At 63.4% G+C, this 15,012-nt stretch carries 15 protein-coding genes; 10 read left to right on the top strand and 5 right to left on the bottom strand.

Translation table 11 applies throughout. The annotated features are described in order from the left end of the window. Positions 1-17: 17 nt before the first annotated feature. From ygfZ to CLU94_RS26675, 9 genes are all read left to right on the top strand, one after another. Positions 18-1,133: a CAF17-like 4Fe-4S cluster assembly/insertion protein YgfZ gene (gene ygfZ / locus CLU94_RS26715; RefSeq protein WP_099667900.1), complete on the top strand. Its 1,116-nt coding sequence runs from the start codon at positions 18-20 to the stop codon at positions 1,131-1,133. A 7-nt stretch (positions 1,134-1,140) separates the two neighbouring features. Next, positions 1,141-1,431, top strand: a complete 291-nt coding sequence (locus tag CLU94_RS26710; RefSeq protein WP_099667899.1) for a DUF4936 family protein — start codon at positions 1,141-1,143, stop codon at positions 1,429-1,431. Beyond that, a complete protein-coding gene (locus CLU94_RS26705; RefSeq protein WP_077404719.1) occupies positions 1,422-2,159 on the top strand; it encodes an NRDE family protein in 738 nt (245 codons plus the stop codon). The genes CLU94_RS26710 and CLU94_RS26705 overlap by 10 nt, the downstream gene beginning before the upstream one ends. Positions 2,160-2,368: 209 nt before the next feature. After that, the gene (locus CLU94_RS26700) at positions 2,369-3,376 is read left to right on the top strand and encodes a LacI family DNA-binding transcriptional regulator (protein WP_099667898.1); all 1,008 of its coding nucleotides are present in this window, start codon (positions 2,369-2,371) and stop codon (positions 3,374-3,376) included. 32 nt (positions 3,377-3,408) lie between these two features. Next, entirely contained in the window at positions 3,409-4,893 is a 1,485-nt protein-coding gene (gene xylB / locus CLU94_RS26695; protein WP_218965369.1) for a xylulokinase, read from the top strand. 2 nt (positions 4,894-4,895) lie between these two features. After that, positions 4,896-5,846: a transaldolase gene (tal, locus tag CLU94_RS26690; RefSeq protein ID WP_099667896.1), complete on the top strand. Its 951-nt coding sequence runs from the start codon at positions 4,896-4,898 to the stop codon at positions 5,844-5,846. Between the two features lie 64 nt (positions 5,847-5,910). Then, entirely contained in the window at positions 5,911-6,846 is a 936-nt protein-coding gene (locus CLU94_RS26685) for an ABC transporter substrate-binding protein (RefSeq protein ID WP_077404737.1), read from the top strand. Between the two features lie 82 nt (positions 6,847-6,928). Beyond that, positions 6,929-8,428 (top strand): sugar ABC transporter ATP-binding protein, encoded by a 1,500-nt coding sequence (locus tag CLU94_RS26680; protein WP_099667895.1) that lies wholly within the window; start codon positions 6,929-6,931, stop codon positions 8,426-8,428. A 24-nt stretch (positions 8,429-8,452) separates the two neighbouring features. Next, positions 8,453-9,463, top strand: a complete 1,011-nt coding sequence (locus CLU94_RS26675) for an ABC transporter permease subunit (RefSeq protein ID WP_099667894.1) — start codon at positions 8,453-8,455, stop codon at positions 9,461-9,463. Between the two features lie 59 nt (positions 9,464-9,522). Here CLU94_RS26675 and CLU94_RS26670 read toward each other — a convergent pair whose 3' ends face one another. From CLU94_RS26670 to CLU94_RS26655, 4 genes are all read right to left on the bottom strand, one after another. After that, a complete protein-coding gene (locus tag CLU94_RS26670; protein ID WP_099667893.1) occupies positions 9,523-9,951 on the bottom strand; it encodes a GNAT family N-acetyltransferase in 429 nt (142 codons plus the stop codon). Positions 9,952-10,011: 60 nt separating this feature from the next. Further along, positions 10,012-11,013: an NADP-dependent oxidoreductase gene (locus CLU94_RS26665; protein ID WP_099667892.1), complete on the bottom strand. Its 1,002-nt coding sequence runs from the start codon at positions 11,011-11,013 to the stop codon at positions 10,012-10,014. 124 nt (positions 11,014-11,137) lie between these two features. After that, positions 11,138-11,440 (bottom strand): Dabb family protein, encoded by a 303-nt coding sequence (locus tag CLU94_RS26660; protein WP_070288489.1) that lies wholly within the window; start codon positions 11,438-11,440, stop codon positions 11,138-11,140. Between the two features lie 125 nt (positions 11,441-11,565). Then, positions 11,566-12,744: an acetyl-CoA C-acyltransferase gene (locus CLU94_RS26655; protein ID WP_099667891.1), complete on the bottom strand. Its 1,179-nt coding sequence runs from the start codon at positions 12,742-12,744 to the stop codon at positions 11,566-11,568. 233 nt (positions 12,745-12,977) lie between these two features. On the opposite strand from CLU94_RS26655, the gene CLU94_RS26650 reads away from it, so the two are divergent. Beyond that, positions 12,978-14,678, top strand: a complete 1,701-nt coding sequence (locus tag CLU94_RS26650) for an MFS transporter (RefSeq protein ID WP_099667890.1) — start codon at positions 12,978-12,980, stop codon at positions 14,676-14,678. A 97-nt stretch (positions 14,679-14,775) separates the two neighbouring features. Here the strand turns inward: CLU94_RS26650 and CLU94_RS26645 are convergent, their stop codons facing one another. After that, entirely contained in the window at positions 14,776-14,976 is a 201-nt protein-coding gene (locus CLU94_RS26645; protein WP_077404762.1) for a hypothetical protein, read from the bottom strand. Between the last annotated feature and the right edge of the window lie 36 nt (positions 14,977-15,012).

The raw sequence follows: 15,012 nt of genomic DNA, 5'->3' as shown, positions 1-15,012 counted from the left end.
GCTTAATCGCTGATCTAATGGAAATTATGAATAACTGGAATCAATTTTTAACCGCACAAGGCGCCCGCCCCGTTGCCACCGATGGCGCGCCTGACAGCACCGCCCCCATCGCCGCCACCCCTATCGCCGACTTCGGCCAGTCCCTGACAGTGCCCCAACTGCAAGAAGGTTTTGTCGCGGCCATCACGGACCAGGGCTTGATCGGCTTGAACGGCGACGAGGCAGCCAGTTTCCTGCACGGCCAGCTGACCAACGACGTGGAACACCTGAGCCCGGAGCAAGTGCGCCTGGCCGGCTACTGCACGCCGAAAGGCCGGCTGCTGGCCAGTTTCCTGATGTGGCGCAACGCCACCACCATTTATCTGCAATTGCCGCGCGCCATACAGCCAGCCATCCAGAAGCGGCTGCAGATGTTCGTGCTGCGCGCCAAGGCCAAGCTGCACGATGCCTCCGGCGACGAAGCGAACCAGGTCGTGCTGGGCCTGGGCGGCAAGCACGCCAACGCGGCCCTGTCCGCCTGGTTCCCCATCCTGCCCGCCACGCCGTTCAGCAAGGTCGAACACGCGTCCGGCACCCTGCTGCGCGTGGCCGACGCTTTCGGCAGCCCCCGCTATGAATGGCTGACGTCGGCCGCCACGGCGCGCGACGCGTGGACGCCATTGACGACGCAGCTGGCCAAGGGCGGCAATGACGCCTGGCAATTGTCGGACATCCACGCGGGCATCCCGCAGATCACGGCCGCCACGCAAGAGCAATTCGTGCCGCAAATGGTCAATTTCGAGCTGTTGGGCGGCGTCAATTTCAAGAAAGGCTGCTACCCGGGCCAGGAAATCGTCGCGCGCAGCCAGTATCTGGGCAAGCTCAAGCGCCGCACCACCCTCGTCAGCATCGCTGACGCAAGCGTCGCCGCCGGTGGCGAACTGTTTGCCGTCAGCGACCCCGAGCAGCCTTGCGGCATGGTCGTCAACGCGGCGCCCAACGGCGACGGCGGCATCGACGCCCTCGTCGAAATGAAGCTGGGGGCGATCGAAGAAGGTTCAAGCGCCGCCGGCGCCGTGCGCTACGGCTCGGCCCAGGGCGCCGCCGTGCAGTTCCTGTCCATGCCTTACGTGCTCGACGCACTCGACTTGTGAGAATGCCATGAAAGATCTGTACGTTTACTATCAGGTAAAAGAAGAGCACGCCCAGGCGCTGGAAGCGCGGGTCCGCGCCCTGCAAGGCAAGCTGGCGGCCGCTTCCGGCGTGGCGCCGCAACTGAAGCGCCGTCCGGAAGCCAAGGACGGCTTGCAGACGTGGATGGAAATCTACCCCGTCGTCGGCGAAGGCTTTACGGAACTGCTGGCCAGCATGGCAGAGGAAGCGGGCTTGCTGTCCCTGACGGCTGGCGCGCGGCATACGGAAGTGTTCATGGATTTGCCCCCATGTGCCTGATCGTTTTTGCCTGGAAAGTCAATCCGCACATCCCGCTGATTGCCGCCGCCAACCGCGACGAATTCTATGAACGCGCCAGCGCCCCCGCCGGCGCCTGGCCCGAGCACCCGCAAGTGTATGCGGGTCGCGACCTGCAGGCGGGCGGCAGCTGGATGGGCATCACCCAGGCCGGCAGCGGCAGCTCGCGCTTTGCCGCCATCACGAATATCCGCAGCCCGCAAGACCGCAACCCGGACGCCCCCTCGCGCGGCGCCCTGGTGGCAGACTATCTGGCCGGCGACATGTCGCCACAAGACTACATCGCACAGATCCGTCCCGGCTGCAAAGCCTACAACGGTTTCAACCTGGTGCTGGGCGACGCGGATACCCTGATCTGGTTTTCCAACCGGGGCGACGGCGATGCGCGCAATGGCCAGCCCTTGGAACCGGGCATCTACGGCCTGTCGAACGCCCTGCTCGACGCGCCGTGGCCGAAGGTGCTGAAAACCAAGGCCCAGTTCGCCAGCCTGCTGTGCCAGGGCGCGCCCGACGAAGCGTATTTCGACATGCTGGCCGACACCACGCGCGCGCCCGACTTCCGCTTGCCGGACACGGGCGTACCACTCGACCTCGAGCGCGTGCTGTCCGCCGTCTGCATCGAAACGCCGGGCTACGGCACGCGCACGTCCACCGTCGTGAAACTGTTCCCGGACTCGCCCGGCGAATTGCACGAGCTGGTGATTCAGTAATTGCTGCGGGGCCGGCACCGTCCGGCTCCGCCCCGTTTCCCTCATCCATTCCCTCCCGCGCGGCTTGCTTGCCTTGGCAAAATATCGTTCGCGCAAAAAAAGAAAGCGCTTGCGCAAGCGCTTTCTTTTGTTTACGATAGCTTCAATCGCGGCGACACAGCCGTACCCAATCGCAGTACACAATAATAAGAAAAACCTCAGGAGACACCATGGCCACCATGGAAGATGTAGCGCGGGCGGCGGACGTATCGCTGTCGACCGTCTCTCACGTAGTCAACGGCACCCGCAAGGTCAGCCCGAAAACCGTCGCCGCCGTCAACGCGGCCATGCAGCAGATCGGCTATGTGCCGAACATGCTGGCGCGCGCACTGGCAGGCTCCTCGTCGGGCACCATCGGCGTGGCCATTTCCGCCTTCACCAATCATTACTTCAGCGAAACCGTGCGCGCCATCGAGGCGGCTTGCACGCGCCATGGCTTGATGATGCTGTTTTCCGATACGCATGACGACCCCGAACAGGAGTTGAAGGTGGTGCAGAACTTGCACCAGCGCCGCGTCGACGGCATCGTGCTGGCGCCGTCCGGCGATCCGCACAACCGCGCCCTCGACTATTTAAATAGCAACAAGATCGCTTCCGTGCTGGTCGACCGCATGTCGCCCCAGCCCTTCGACCAGGTGGGCGTGGAAAACACGCACGCCACGGCCGAGCTGGTCAGCCACCTGATCACCGTCCACGGCCACCGCCGCATCGGCTTCATCGCGGGTGCGCCCGGCCTGTCCACGACGGACGAGCGCATCGACGGCTACCGCCTAGCCTTGCAGCGCGCCGATATCGCCTTTGATCCCGAGCTGCTGCGCTCGGGCGACTCCAACCTGGAGCGCAGCGGCGCAGCCACGCGCGAATTGCTGGCCCTGCCCGCCGCACAGCGTCCCACGGCCATCGTCGCCGGCAATAACCTGATGACCATCGGCACCATGCATGCCTTGCGCGACGCGCACATTGCGGTACCTCAAGACGTCGCGCTGGCCGGCTTCGATGATTTCGACTGGGCCGATTATTTCAGCCCCCGCCTGACCGTGATGGCGCAGCCGCTCGAAGAGCTGGGCGCCATGGCCGTCGACCTCTTGATCGACCGCATCGCCAATCCGGGCCGCGCCCAGCACGTGCAGCGTTTGTCGCCAACCTTGCGCGTACGCAACTCCTGCGGCTGCCCCTGACCTTTACACATAGACACACCATGCATCCAGCGATTTCCCTCGGTATCGACCTCGGTACCTCCGAACTGAAAACCGTGCTGATGGACAGCGCAGGCAGCGTGCGCGGCCAGGCATCCGTGCGCATCGACACCAGCCGCCCGCAAGCAGGCTGGTCCGAACAAGCGCCGCAGGACTGGTGGGCCGCCTGCATCCAGGCGCTGGCCCAGCTGCGCGCCGGCTGGCCGCAGGACTATGCACAGATCGCCTGCATCGGCCTGTCGGGCCAGATGCACGGCGCCGTGCTGCTCGACGCCAACGATGAAGTCATCCGTCCCGCCATCCTGTGGAACGATGCGCGCGCCGAAGCCGAAGCGGCCGCCCTGGCGCGCGACTATCCCGCGTATGCGGACGTGACGGGCAGCCTGCCCATGGCGGGCTTGACGGCACCGAAACTGCTGTGGCTGCAAACGCACGAGCCGGCCGCCTTCGCCGCCATCGCCTGCCTGCTGTCGCCGAAAGACTATCTGCGCCTGCAATTGACGGGGATCAAACTCACGGACATGTCCGACGCGGCCGGCACCCTGTGGCTGGACGAGGCCCGACGCGCCTGGTTCGCACCCATGGTCACGGCCTGCGGTTTGCGCCTGGATCAAATGCCGGCCCTGGCCGAAGGCGACGCCGCCACCGGTACCGTGCCGGACGCCATCGCCGACAAGCTGGGCTTGCCCGCCAACGTTGTGGTGGCGGGCGGCGGCGGCGACAATCCCGTCTCGGCCGTGGGCATCGGCGCCGTCAACGGCGGCGACAGTTTTATCTCGCTGGGCACCAGCGCCGCCATCGTGTCCGTGACCGAAACGCCCCTGGGCAACCCGGCCGGCGGCGTGCACAGCTTTTGCCACGCCCTGCCCGGCCGCTGGTATGCGATGGGCGCGATCTTGTCCGGCGCCAGCTGTTTGCGCTGGGCCACCGGCGTGCTGGGCCAGCCCGACGAAGCGGCCCTGCTGGCGCTGGTGGAAGCGGGTTTGCCGCTCGACGCCCCCGTCGCCCCGTCCGCGCCCCTGTTCCTGCCCTACCTGTCGGGCGAGCGCACGCCGCATAACGACCCGCAAGTGCGCGGCGCCTTTTTGCAACTGGGCCACGACAGCACGCAGGCGCAGCTCGGTTACGCCGTGCTCGAAGGCGTGGCCTTTGCCTTGCGCGACGCCATGGCGGCCGTCACGTCGACGGGTGCCGTCGTGCCCCACTGCATGCTGGTGGGCGGCGGCGCGCGCAGCCAGTACTGGGCGCAATTGCTGGCCAATGTGCTGGGACGCGAAATGCGCACCCTGCACAACAGCGAACTGTCGGCCAGCCTGGGCGCGGCCAAGCTGGGCTTTGCCGCCATCGGCCAGCGCCAGCTGCTGTCCACCGGCTTGCCCATCAAAAACACTTTCCTGCCCGATGCCGCGCACAGCGCAGCCTTGAGCATCCGCTACGGCCGCTACCGTAGCCTGTTTCCCGCCGTGCAAGCCTTGCACCAACTCAGTGATAAGGAATAGTAATGAATCAGCTGCAACAATTGAAGCAACACAGCACCGTCGTCGCCGACACGGGCGACTTCCTGCAACTGGCGCGCTTCGCGCCGCAAGACGCGACCACCAACCCGTCGCTGATCTTGAAGGCCGTGCTGCAGCCCGATTACGCGCCCTTGCTGGAAAGCACGGTCGCCGCGCATCAATCCGCCAGCCTGGACGATATCGTCGACCAGGTGCTGGTGCGCTTCGGCCTGGAAATTTTGAAAGTCGTGCCGGGCCGCGTGTCGACGGAAGTCGATGCCCGCTTGAGCTTTGACCGCGACGCCACCGTCGCCCGCGGTCGCCGCCTGATCGCCCTGTACGAGCAAGCCGGCGTGGCCCGCGAACGCGTGCTGATCAAGGTCGCCGCCACCTGGGAAGGCATCCAGGCCGCGCGCGAGCTGGAAAAAGACGGCATCTTTTGCAACCTGACCTTGCTGTTCGCATTTTGCCAGGCCGTCGCCTGCGCCGATGCGAACGTGCGCCTGATTTCGCCGTTCGTGGGCCGCATCTACGACTGGCACAAGAAGTCGCAGGGTGCGGCATGGGACGAAGCGGCGCGCAGCCTGTCCAACGATCCGGGCGTGCAATCGGTCACGCGCATCTTCAATTACTACAAGCAACACGGCATCGCCACCCAAGTGATGGGCGCCAGCTTCCGCAACGTGGGCCAGATTACGGCCCTGTCCGGCTGCGACTTGCTGACCATCAGCCCGGACTTGCTGGCCAAGCTGGAAGCGGCGGATGCGCCGTTCGAGCGCGCGCTGGGCGGCGACCTAGGCGCGCCGCAACCGGCCGTCACCTACGACGAAGCCGCTTTCCGCTATGCCCTGAACGACGACGCGATGGCGACCGAAAAGCTGGCCGAAGGCATCCGCGGCTTCGCCGTCGATGCGGGCAAGCTGGACGCCATGATCGAGAAATTGCGCACTCGCTAAGTTTTCACCCAGTTTTTACCGTAGCACCGTTTGTTTTTTACAATAAAAACCCTTGGAGATCCTCATGAAAAAAGTCATTACCGCCTCCCTGCTGCTGTCCGCCGCCTGCGGCGCCTTCGCCGCCGACAAACCGCTGAAATCCATCGGCGTGAGCGTGGGCGACCTGGCCAACCCGTTTTTTGTCGCCATCGGCCGCGGCGCGGAAGAAAGCGCGAAAAAACTGGGCGGCCCTGGCGTGAAAGTCACGACTGTTTCCAGCAAGTATGACCTGAACACCCAGGTGGACCAGATCGAGAACTTCATCGCCAACAAGACCGACATCATCATCCTGAACGCCGTCGATTCCAAGGGCATCGCGCCAGCCATCAAGAAAGCGCGCAATGCGGGCGTGGTCGTGATCGCCGTGGACGTGGGCGCCGTGGGCGCTTCGGCCACCGTGATGTCCGACAACACCATGGCGGGCGACGTGTCGTGCGCCTACCTGGCCAAACAGATCGGCGGCAAGGGCAATGTGGTGATCCTGAACGGCCCGCCCGTGACGTCCGTGATCGACCGCGTGAATGGCTGCAAGAAGACCCTGGCCGCGTTCAAGGATATCAAGATTCTGTCCGACAACCAGAACGCGGGCGGCAGCCGCGACGGCGGCATGACCGTGATGTCGAACCTGCTGACGGCCCATCCGAAGATCGACGGCGTGTTCGCCATCAACGACCCGACGGGCATCGGCGCCGAACTGGCGATCAAGCAGTCGAAGCGCACGGACGTGAAACTGATCACGGCCGTCGATGGCGCGCCCGATGGCCAGAACGCCCTGAAAAACAAGGCCGGCCTGTTTGCCGCCACCTCGGCGCAAAACCCGTACCGCATGGCCACGGACGCCGTGCAGATGGGCTACGACATCATGAACGGCCGCACGCCGAAACAGACCATGGTGCTGTTGCCGACCCCGGCCATCACCAAGGAAAACGTCGCCACCTACACGGGCTGGGTAAAGAACTGATCTGCCTGACCTGAACCACGTGTTGCCCGTCCCGGCCCCGGCCGGTGGCGGGCGGCAGTTTCAAAAGCAAGGAAGGACAGTCATGAGCGACGATATTATTTTTGAAATGCGCGGCATCGAGAAGCGCTTTGGCGCCACGCGCGCGCTGCGCGGCGTGCACCTGACGGTGCGCAGCGGCGAAATCCATGCCGTGATGGGCGAAAACGGCGCCGGCAAGAGCACCCTGATGAAGATTCTGTCGGGCGTGTACACGCCGGACGCGGGCGAAATCATTCTCGACGGCAAGCCGATCCGCATCCGCAACCCCGGCGAGGCCCGCGCGCTGGGCATCAACCTGATCTACCAGGAATTGAGCGTGGCCAAGAACATGACGGTGGCGCAGAACGTCTTCATGGGCAGCGAGCCGCAAGGACCGTTCTGGACCGTCAAGGGCGGCGAAATGCGCGCGCGCACGAACGCCATCCTGGCCGACCTCGGTTCCCGCTTCGACGCGGACACCATGGTGTCCACCCTGTCGATCGCCGAGCAGCAGCAGGTGGAAATCGCCCGCGCCCTCGTGCACGAAAGCCGCATCCTGATCATGGACGAGCCCACTGCCGCCCTGTCCGACCGGGAAACAGAACAATTGTTCCGCATCATCGAAGAACAGCGCGACAAGGGCCTGGCCGTGCTGTACATCAGCCACCGCATGGCCGAGGTGGAACGCCTGGCGCGCCGCATCACGGTGCTGCGCGATGGCGCCTATGTGGGCGAGCTGGGCAAGGATGAGCTGGATCAAAAGAAAGTCGTGCAAATGATGGTGGGCCGCCCCGCCGACGACTTTTATTCGCACCAGCGGCGCACCACGCGGGGCGCCGAGCGCTTGCGCGTGGAAAACGTGGGCGGCGGCAAGGTCAAGCCCGCCTCGTTCTCCCTGCATGCGGGCGAAGTCACGGGCCTGGCCGGCCTCGTCGGCGCGGGCCGCACGGAACTGGCGCGCCTGATCTTTGGCGCGGACAAGAAACAATCGGGGCAAGTGTGGCTCGACGGCCAGGAAGTGCATATCCAGCGCCCGCTGGCGGCCATCCGCCACGGCATTGGCTACCTGCCCGAGGACCGCAAGAGCCTGGGACTGTTCATGCAATTGTCGGCCATGGAAAACATGTCGATGAATATCCTGTCCAAGCATGCGACGGCGGGCGTCGTCAACCGTGGCGCCCTGACGCAGCTCACGCGCGAAGCGATCAGCAACCTGAACGTCAAGGTGTCGGGGCCGGACGGCATCGTCGGCGGATTGTCTGGCGGCAACCAGCAGAAAGTCTTGCTGGCGCGCTGGCTGGCCATCGCGCCGAAAGTGCTGATCCTCGACGAACCGACGCGGGGTGTGGACGTGGGCGCGAAGAGCGAAATCTACAAGATCATCCACCAGCTGGCCGATGCGGGCACGGCCGTGCTGTGCATTTCCAGCGAACTGGCCGAGCTGGTCGGCATCTGCGACCGCGTGATGGTGATGTGCGAAGGACGCCTGACGGGCGAAGTGACGGGCGACGACATTACGCAGGAAAACATCCTCGCCTATGCCACCCAGCTGGAAGCGGCATAAAAATAATCATTCAGGAGATTCAACATGACAACGACTACCACCCGCGGCGCCGCGCGCGCCGGCGAACCCTTCAATGCCTCGAACCTGATGCGCCGCCTGGGCATGCTGCCCGTGCTGGTGGTGCTGTACCTGGCCATGTATGGCCTGACCGTGTATTTCTCGGCCGATGGCACGTCGACGTTCATGACCAGCAATAACACCATGAACATCTTCCGCCAGGTGTCGATCAACATCGTGCTGGCGTCGGGCATGACCTTCGTCATTTTGACCAGCGGCATCGACCTGTCCGTCGGTTCCGTGCTGGCCGTCTCGGCCGTGGCAGGCATGCTGATGTCGCTATCGGCCCAGTTCGCCGGCTTCTCGATTCCCGCCTTCCTCATCGTCGGCCTGCTGCTGGGCGCGCTGAACGGCGTGCTGGTGGCCCTCGTCGGCCTGAACCCCTTCGTCGTGACCCTCGGCACCATGACGGCCCTGCGCGGCGCCGCTTACCTGCTGGCGGATGGCACCAGCGTGCTGAACACGGAAATCCCCAGCTTCGAATGGATGGGCAACGGCAGCTTCCTGGCCGTGCCCTGGCTGATCTGGCTGGCGGCGGCCGTCGTCGTGCTGACGTGGTTCATCTTGCGCAAGACCACCCTGGGCCTGCATATCTACGCCGTCGGCGGCAATATCCAGGCGGCCCGTTTGACGGGGATCAAAGTCGGTCTCGTCTTGATGTTTGTCTACACGATCAGCGGTCTGTTCGCGGGCCTGGGCGGCGCCATGTCGGCCAGCCGCCTGTATGCGGCCAACGGCAACTGGGGTACCGGTTATGAACTCGATGCCATCGCGGCCGTCGTGCTGGGCGGCACCAGCCTGATGGGCGGCGTGGGTTCCGTCTGGGGCACCGTCATCGGCGCCCTGATCATCGGCGTGATGAACAATGGCTTGACGATTTTGGGACTGTCGTCGTTCTGGCAGTATGTAGCCAAGGGCGTCGTGATCGTGCTGGCCGTGATTCTGGATAAATGGCGCCAGTCGCACGCGCAGAATTAAGCGTAGCCGCGCGGCGTCCGTATTCGCGGACGCCGTGCGAACCAGGCCTGCTTGATTAATCAGGCAAACTGCAGGCGCATTTCCACATGCGCAATCCCCGCCTCTTCAAATTGTTCCCCCTGCTGCACGAAACCGTGCCGCGCATAGAATGGCGCGGCCACGGTTTGCGCGTTCAGCACCACCGCCTTGTCGCCCCGTTCGCGGGCTTTGTCCATCAGCAAGGTCAAAATGGCGCCGCCCACGCCCGTGCCCCGGCCCGGCTGGCGCACGGCCATGCGGCCGATGTGGCCGTCAGGCAATAGGCGGCCCGTGCCGATGGCGTTGCCGGCATCGTCATAGGCGACGGCGTGCAGGCAGACGGCGTCCATGTCGTCGAGTTCGATCTCGGCCGGCACCTTTTGTTCATCGACGAAAACTTCAAAACGGATGGCGGTGGCGTCAGGGCCCAGGGTGGCCCAGTCGCCGAGGCGGATGGTGTGCTTGGTCATGGTGTAATGTAGAAAGAGACAGGCCGCAATTGTCGCACGACCTGCCTTTTCACAGAGAGATCAGCTGAGCTTGACCAACTGCTTGCCGAAATTGCGGCCTTTCAACAGGCCGATAAACGCTTCCGGCGCGCTGGCCAGGCCGTCAGCCACGGATTCGCGGAATTTCAGCTTGCCCGTCGCCACCAGCGTGCCCAGTTCACTCAAGCCTTGCGGCCAGAATTCCGGCTGCTCGGAAACGATGAAGCCGCGCACGGTGAGGCGGTTGGTGAGGATCAGGCGCGCATTGTCGAGCGGCGTCGGTTCGCCGTTGTAGCCGGCTATCCAGCCGCACACGGCGATCCGGCCAAACGCGTTGGTGCGCGCCAGGGCCGCATCGAAGATGGCGCCGCCCACGTTTTCAAAGATGGCGTCGATGCCGTCCGGCGTGGCCGCCGCCAGGTCGGCCTCCAAGTTGCCCGCCTTGTAGTCGACGCAGGCGTCGAAACCCAGTTCATTGACCACATACGCACATTTGTCCGCGCCGCCGGCGATGCCGACCACGCGGCAGCCTTTCAATTTCGCCAGCTGCCCCACGACGCTGCCCACGGCGCCGCTGGCGGCCGACACGACCACGGTTTCACCGGCTTTCGGCGCCATGATCTGGTTCAAGCCATACCACGCCGTCATGCCCGGCATGCCGACGGAGCCCAGGTAGGCGGAGGCGGGAATGTGCGTCGTATCGACCTTGCGCAGCATGGTGCCGTCCGATACGGCCACTTCCGTCCAGCCCAGGGTGCCCACGACGGTGTCGCCCACGGCAAACTTCGGATGCTTCGATTCCAGCACCACGCCCACCGTGCCGCCTATCATGGTTTCATCGAGCGCCTGCGGCGCCGCATAGCTTTTATTGGCGCTCATGCGCCCGCGCATATAGGGGTCGAGCGACAGGTACTGGTTGCGCACCAGCAATTCGCCATCCTGGATGGCGGGAATGTCTTTAGTTTCCAGACGAAAATGTGCCGGCTGCACTTCCTCATTGGAGGCGGGGCGCGAGGCGAGGACGATGCGTTGGTAGGTGGTCATATGGGATCCTGTTTGTGGGGGGAAGTTCAGAATTTAGCCCGTAACGCAAGAGCTGGGGTCAGACCCCGCGGGGGAATACGTCCCAATGGGACGCATTCCGATCGCGAAGCGACTGACCCCGGATTTACACTTCATAGTCCATGCACTGTCTGGCTTCCCGCACGGCGCCAAAGAATGGCTTGATTTTCACGTGCTCGGGGTGGTTCTGGTAAGCGTCGAGCGCCTCGCGGCTGGCGAACTCGCTGTACAGCACGATGTCGTAGGTCGCTTCCAGGCCAGGCTGGGCCACGGCTGCCTCGAATTTCAAGATGCCCGGCACCAAGTCCGAGCAGGAATCGAGCAGGGCTTTCAGTTTCAATGCATTGGTGGCGCGGTCGGCGCCTTCGGCGTGGTCTTTGAGTTTCCAGAAAACGATGTGCTTGATCATGGCGGCAGGCTGCTTGTTTATTAATGAAGCATTACTGTAACCGCTATCGGCGCGTCTTGCAGGAACAGGGCGCGCAATGCAAACGGGCGGCCCTGGAAGCCGCCCGCAGACCGGGTTTACCTATATCACAGCACTTCGAACAACCCGGCCGCGCCCTGCCCGCCGCCGATGCACATGGTCACCACCACGTATTTGACGCCACGGCGCTTGCCTTCGATCAAGGCGTGGCCCGTCAGGCGGGCGCCCGACACGCCGTACGGGTGGCCGACGGCGATCGCGCCACCGTTCACGTTCAGGCGGTCCATGGGGATGCCCAGGGTGTCGGCGCAGTACAGCACTTGCACGGCGAACGCTTCATTGAGTTCCCACAGGCCGATGTCGGCCACCGTCAAGCCCGCCTTTTTCAGCAGTTTCGGGATGGCAAACACGGGGCCAATGCCCATTTCATCGGGTTCGCAGCCGGCCACGGCGAAGCCGCGGAAGATGCCCAGCGGCTGCAGACCTTTCGCTTCGGCCACTTTCGCATTCATGACGATGGCCATCGAAGCGCCATCGGAAAACTGGCTAGCGTTGCCGGCGCTGATGACGCCGCCCGGAATGGCCGGGCGGATCTTCGCCACGCCGTCATACGTCGTGTCCGCGCGGATGCCTTCGTCTGCCGAGATCGTCACTTCGCGCGACACCAGCATGCCGCTGGCCTTGTCGGCCACGCCCATGACGGTGGTCATCGGCACGATTTCCGCATCGAACAGGCCGGCAGCCAGGGCCGCGGCGGCGCGCTGCTGGCTTTGCGCGCCGTAGGCATCCTGGCGCTCGCGCGAAATCTGATAGCGCTTGGCCACGGTTTCAGCCGTCTGCAGCATGGGCCAATACACTTCCGGCTTGTGCTGCTGCAGCCAGACGTCGCGGTACATATGCGTATTCATCTCGTTTTGCACACAGGAAATCGATTCCACGCCGCCCGCCGCATAGATATCGCCTTCGCCGGCGATGATGCGCTGCGCCGCCAGGGCGATGGCCTGCAAGCCCGAGGAACAAAAACGGTTGACGGTCATGCCGGCCGTCGTGACGGGGCAGCCGCCGCGCAAGGCCACCTGGCGCGCGATGTTGCCGCCCGTGGCGCCTTCGGGAAAGGCGCAGCCGACCAGCACGTCTTCCACTTCCTCCGCCTCGATGCGCGCGCGCTCGACGGCGGCCGCCAGCACATGGCCGCCCAGGGTGGCGCCATGCGTCATGTTGAACGCGCCCTTCCAGGACTTGGCCAGGCCCGTGCGGGCGGTCGATACGATGACGGCTTCATTCATGCTGTGTCTCCTTGTGGGAATGTTATATGGTCGGGTGATAGATCTGCGGAATCAGAATAGCACATTTAAGTACGGTCGTTCGCAAAGTTGAAAGGAATGGCAATTTGTAAGCTTGCTGTAAGTTTCAAGCAAGCATGACGTAAGGTTCGGAGAACACACTCGCCTCCAGCTGTTGCAAGAATGGTCAAAAAGACCGCGGCAATGGTTCACTATAAAACATAGGGAGACAAACCATGGCATCACCATCCGGCTCTGCCGACGTACGGAAAATTTCCACCAAAGGAACGCCGATTACGCCAGAGGAACGCAAGGTCATCTTTGCATCCTCCTTGGGCACCGTCTTTGAATGGTACGATTTTTACCTGTACGGTTCGCTGGCATCGATCATCGCCAAGCAATTCTTCATCGGCGACCCCACCACCACCTTCATCTTCGCGCTGCTGGCCTTTGCCGCCGGCTTCATCGTGCGTCCGTTCGGCGCGCTGGTCTTCGGCCGCCTGGGCGACATGATCGGCCGCAAGTACACTTTCCTGATCACCATTCTGATCATGGGCGGCTCCACCTTCATCGTCGGCTTGCTGCCGGGCCATGCGTCCATCGGCATCGCCGCACCGATCATCCTCGTCATCCTGCGCATCCTGCAAGGCCTGGCGCTGGGCGGCGAGTACGGCGGCGCAGCCACCTACGTGGCCGAGCATGCGCCTGAAGGCAAGCGCGGCGCGTTCACGGCGTGGATACAGACGACGGCAACCCTGGGCTTCTTCCTGTCGCTGATGGTCATCCTGGGCACCCGCCTGGCGACCGGCGAGAAGGATTTCGAAGCGTGGGGCTGGCGCATTCCCTTCCTCGTCTCCGTCATCCTGCTGGGTATTTCCGTATGGATCCGTCTGGCCATGAATGAATCGCCGGCGTTTGCCAAGATGAAGGCCGAGGGCAAGACCTCGAAAGCCCCGCTGACGGAAGCGTTCGGCAAGTGGAAGAACCTGAAGATCGTCATCCTGGCCCTGATCGGCTTGACCGCCGGCCAGGCTGTCGTGTGGTACACGGGCCAGTTCTACGCCCTGTTCTTCATGATCCAGACCCTGAAGGTGGACCTGGCAACGGCCAACGTGCTCGTCGCCGTCGCCCTGCTGCTGGCCACGCCGTTCTTCCTGTTCTTCGGCAGCCTGTCCGACCGCATCGGCCGCAAGTACATCATCCTCGGCGGCTGCCTGATCGCCGCAGCCACCTACTTCCCGATCTTCAACGGCCTGACCCACTTCGCCAACCCGCAGCTGGAAGCGGCACTGAAGAACTCGCCAGTGGTGGTGGTCGCCGATCCGGCTTCCTGCCACTTCCAGTTCAACATGACGGGTACCAAGAAGTTCCCATCGTCGTGCGACATCGCCACGGGTTTCCTGTCGAACAGCTCGGTGAATTACACGAAGGAAGACGCGCCGGCCGGCAGCATCGCCAAGGTGCGCATCGGTACGAAGGAATTTAGCTCGTTCAACGCCGTCATGACGCCGGACGGCCTGAACTTCGATGCGGACAGCAAGGCCCACGAAGCGGCGCTGAAGAAAGAACTGGGCGCCGGCATCAAGGAAGCGGGCTACCCTGCGAAAGCGGATCCGGACCAGATCAACAAGCCGATGGTCGTCTTGCTGCTGTTCATCCTGGTGCTGTACGTGACCATGGTGTATGGCCCGATCGCCGCCATGCTGGTGGAAATGTTCCCGACGCGCATACGTTACACCTCGATGTCCCTGCCCTACCATATCGGTAACGGCTGGTTCGGCGGCTTGCTGCCGACCACGGCCTTCGCGCTGGTGGCCTTCAAGGGCGACATTTATTATGGCCTGTGGTATCCGATCGTCGTCGCCCTGGCGACTGTCGTGATCGGCACCCTGTTCGTCAAGGAAACCAAGGACAACAATATCTACGCCGACGATTAAATGGATGCCAGCCCCGGCCGCAAGACCGGGGTCTGCAAAGCAAAACGCCGCTGACTGGTCAGCGGCGTTTTTTTATGTGGCGTCTATGGCGGCAGGCTTACTTGTCGTTTTTCTTTTTCAGCTGGTCGCGCTGCTGCACGTATTCCTGGTAGCTGGTCTGGTTGCGCTTGCGGCAGGCGTTGCGGTCGTCAAAATTATTGAGGCTGTTGCAATACTCGCCGATCTTGTCCCGGTTTGCGTCATACAGTACTTCACAGCCAGTAATGGCCAGCAAGAAGGGAATGATCAGATATTTCATTGCTACTCTCATGGATAGGGACGGGATTGCGCGAAA

Origin of the sequence: Janthinobacterium sp. 13, from assembly GCF_002749695.1 — a bacterium.
Lineage (GTDB): Bacteria > Pseudomonadota > Gammaproteobacteria > Burkholderiales > Burkholderiaceae_D > Janthinobacterium > Janthinobacterium kumbetense.
This window is presented reverse-complemented; position numbering and strand designations above follow the sequence as displayed.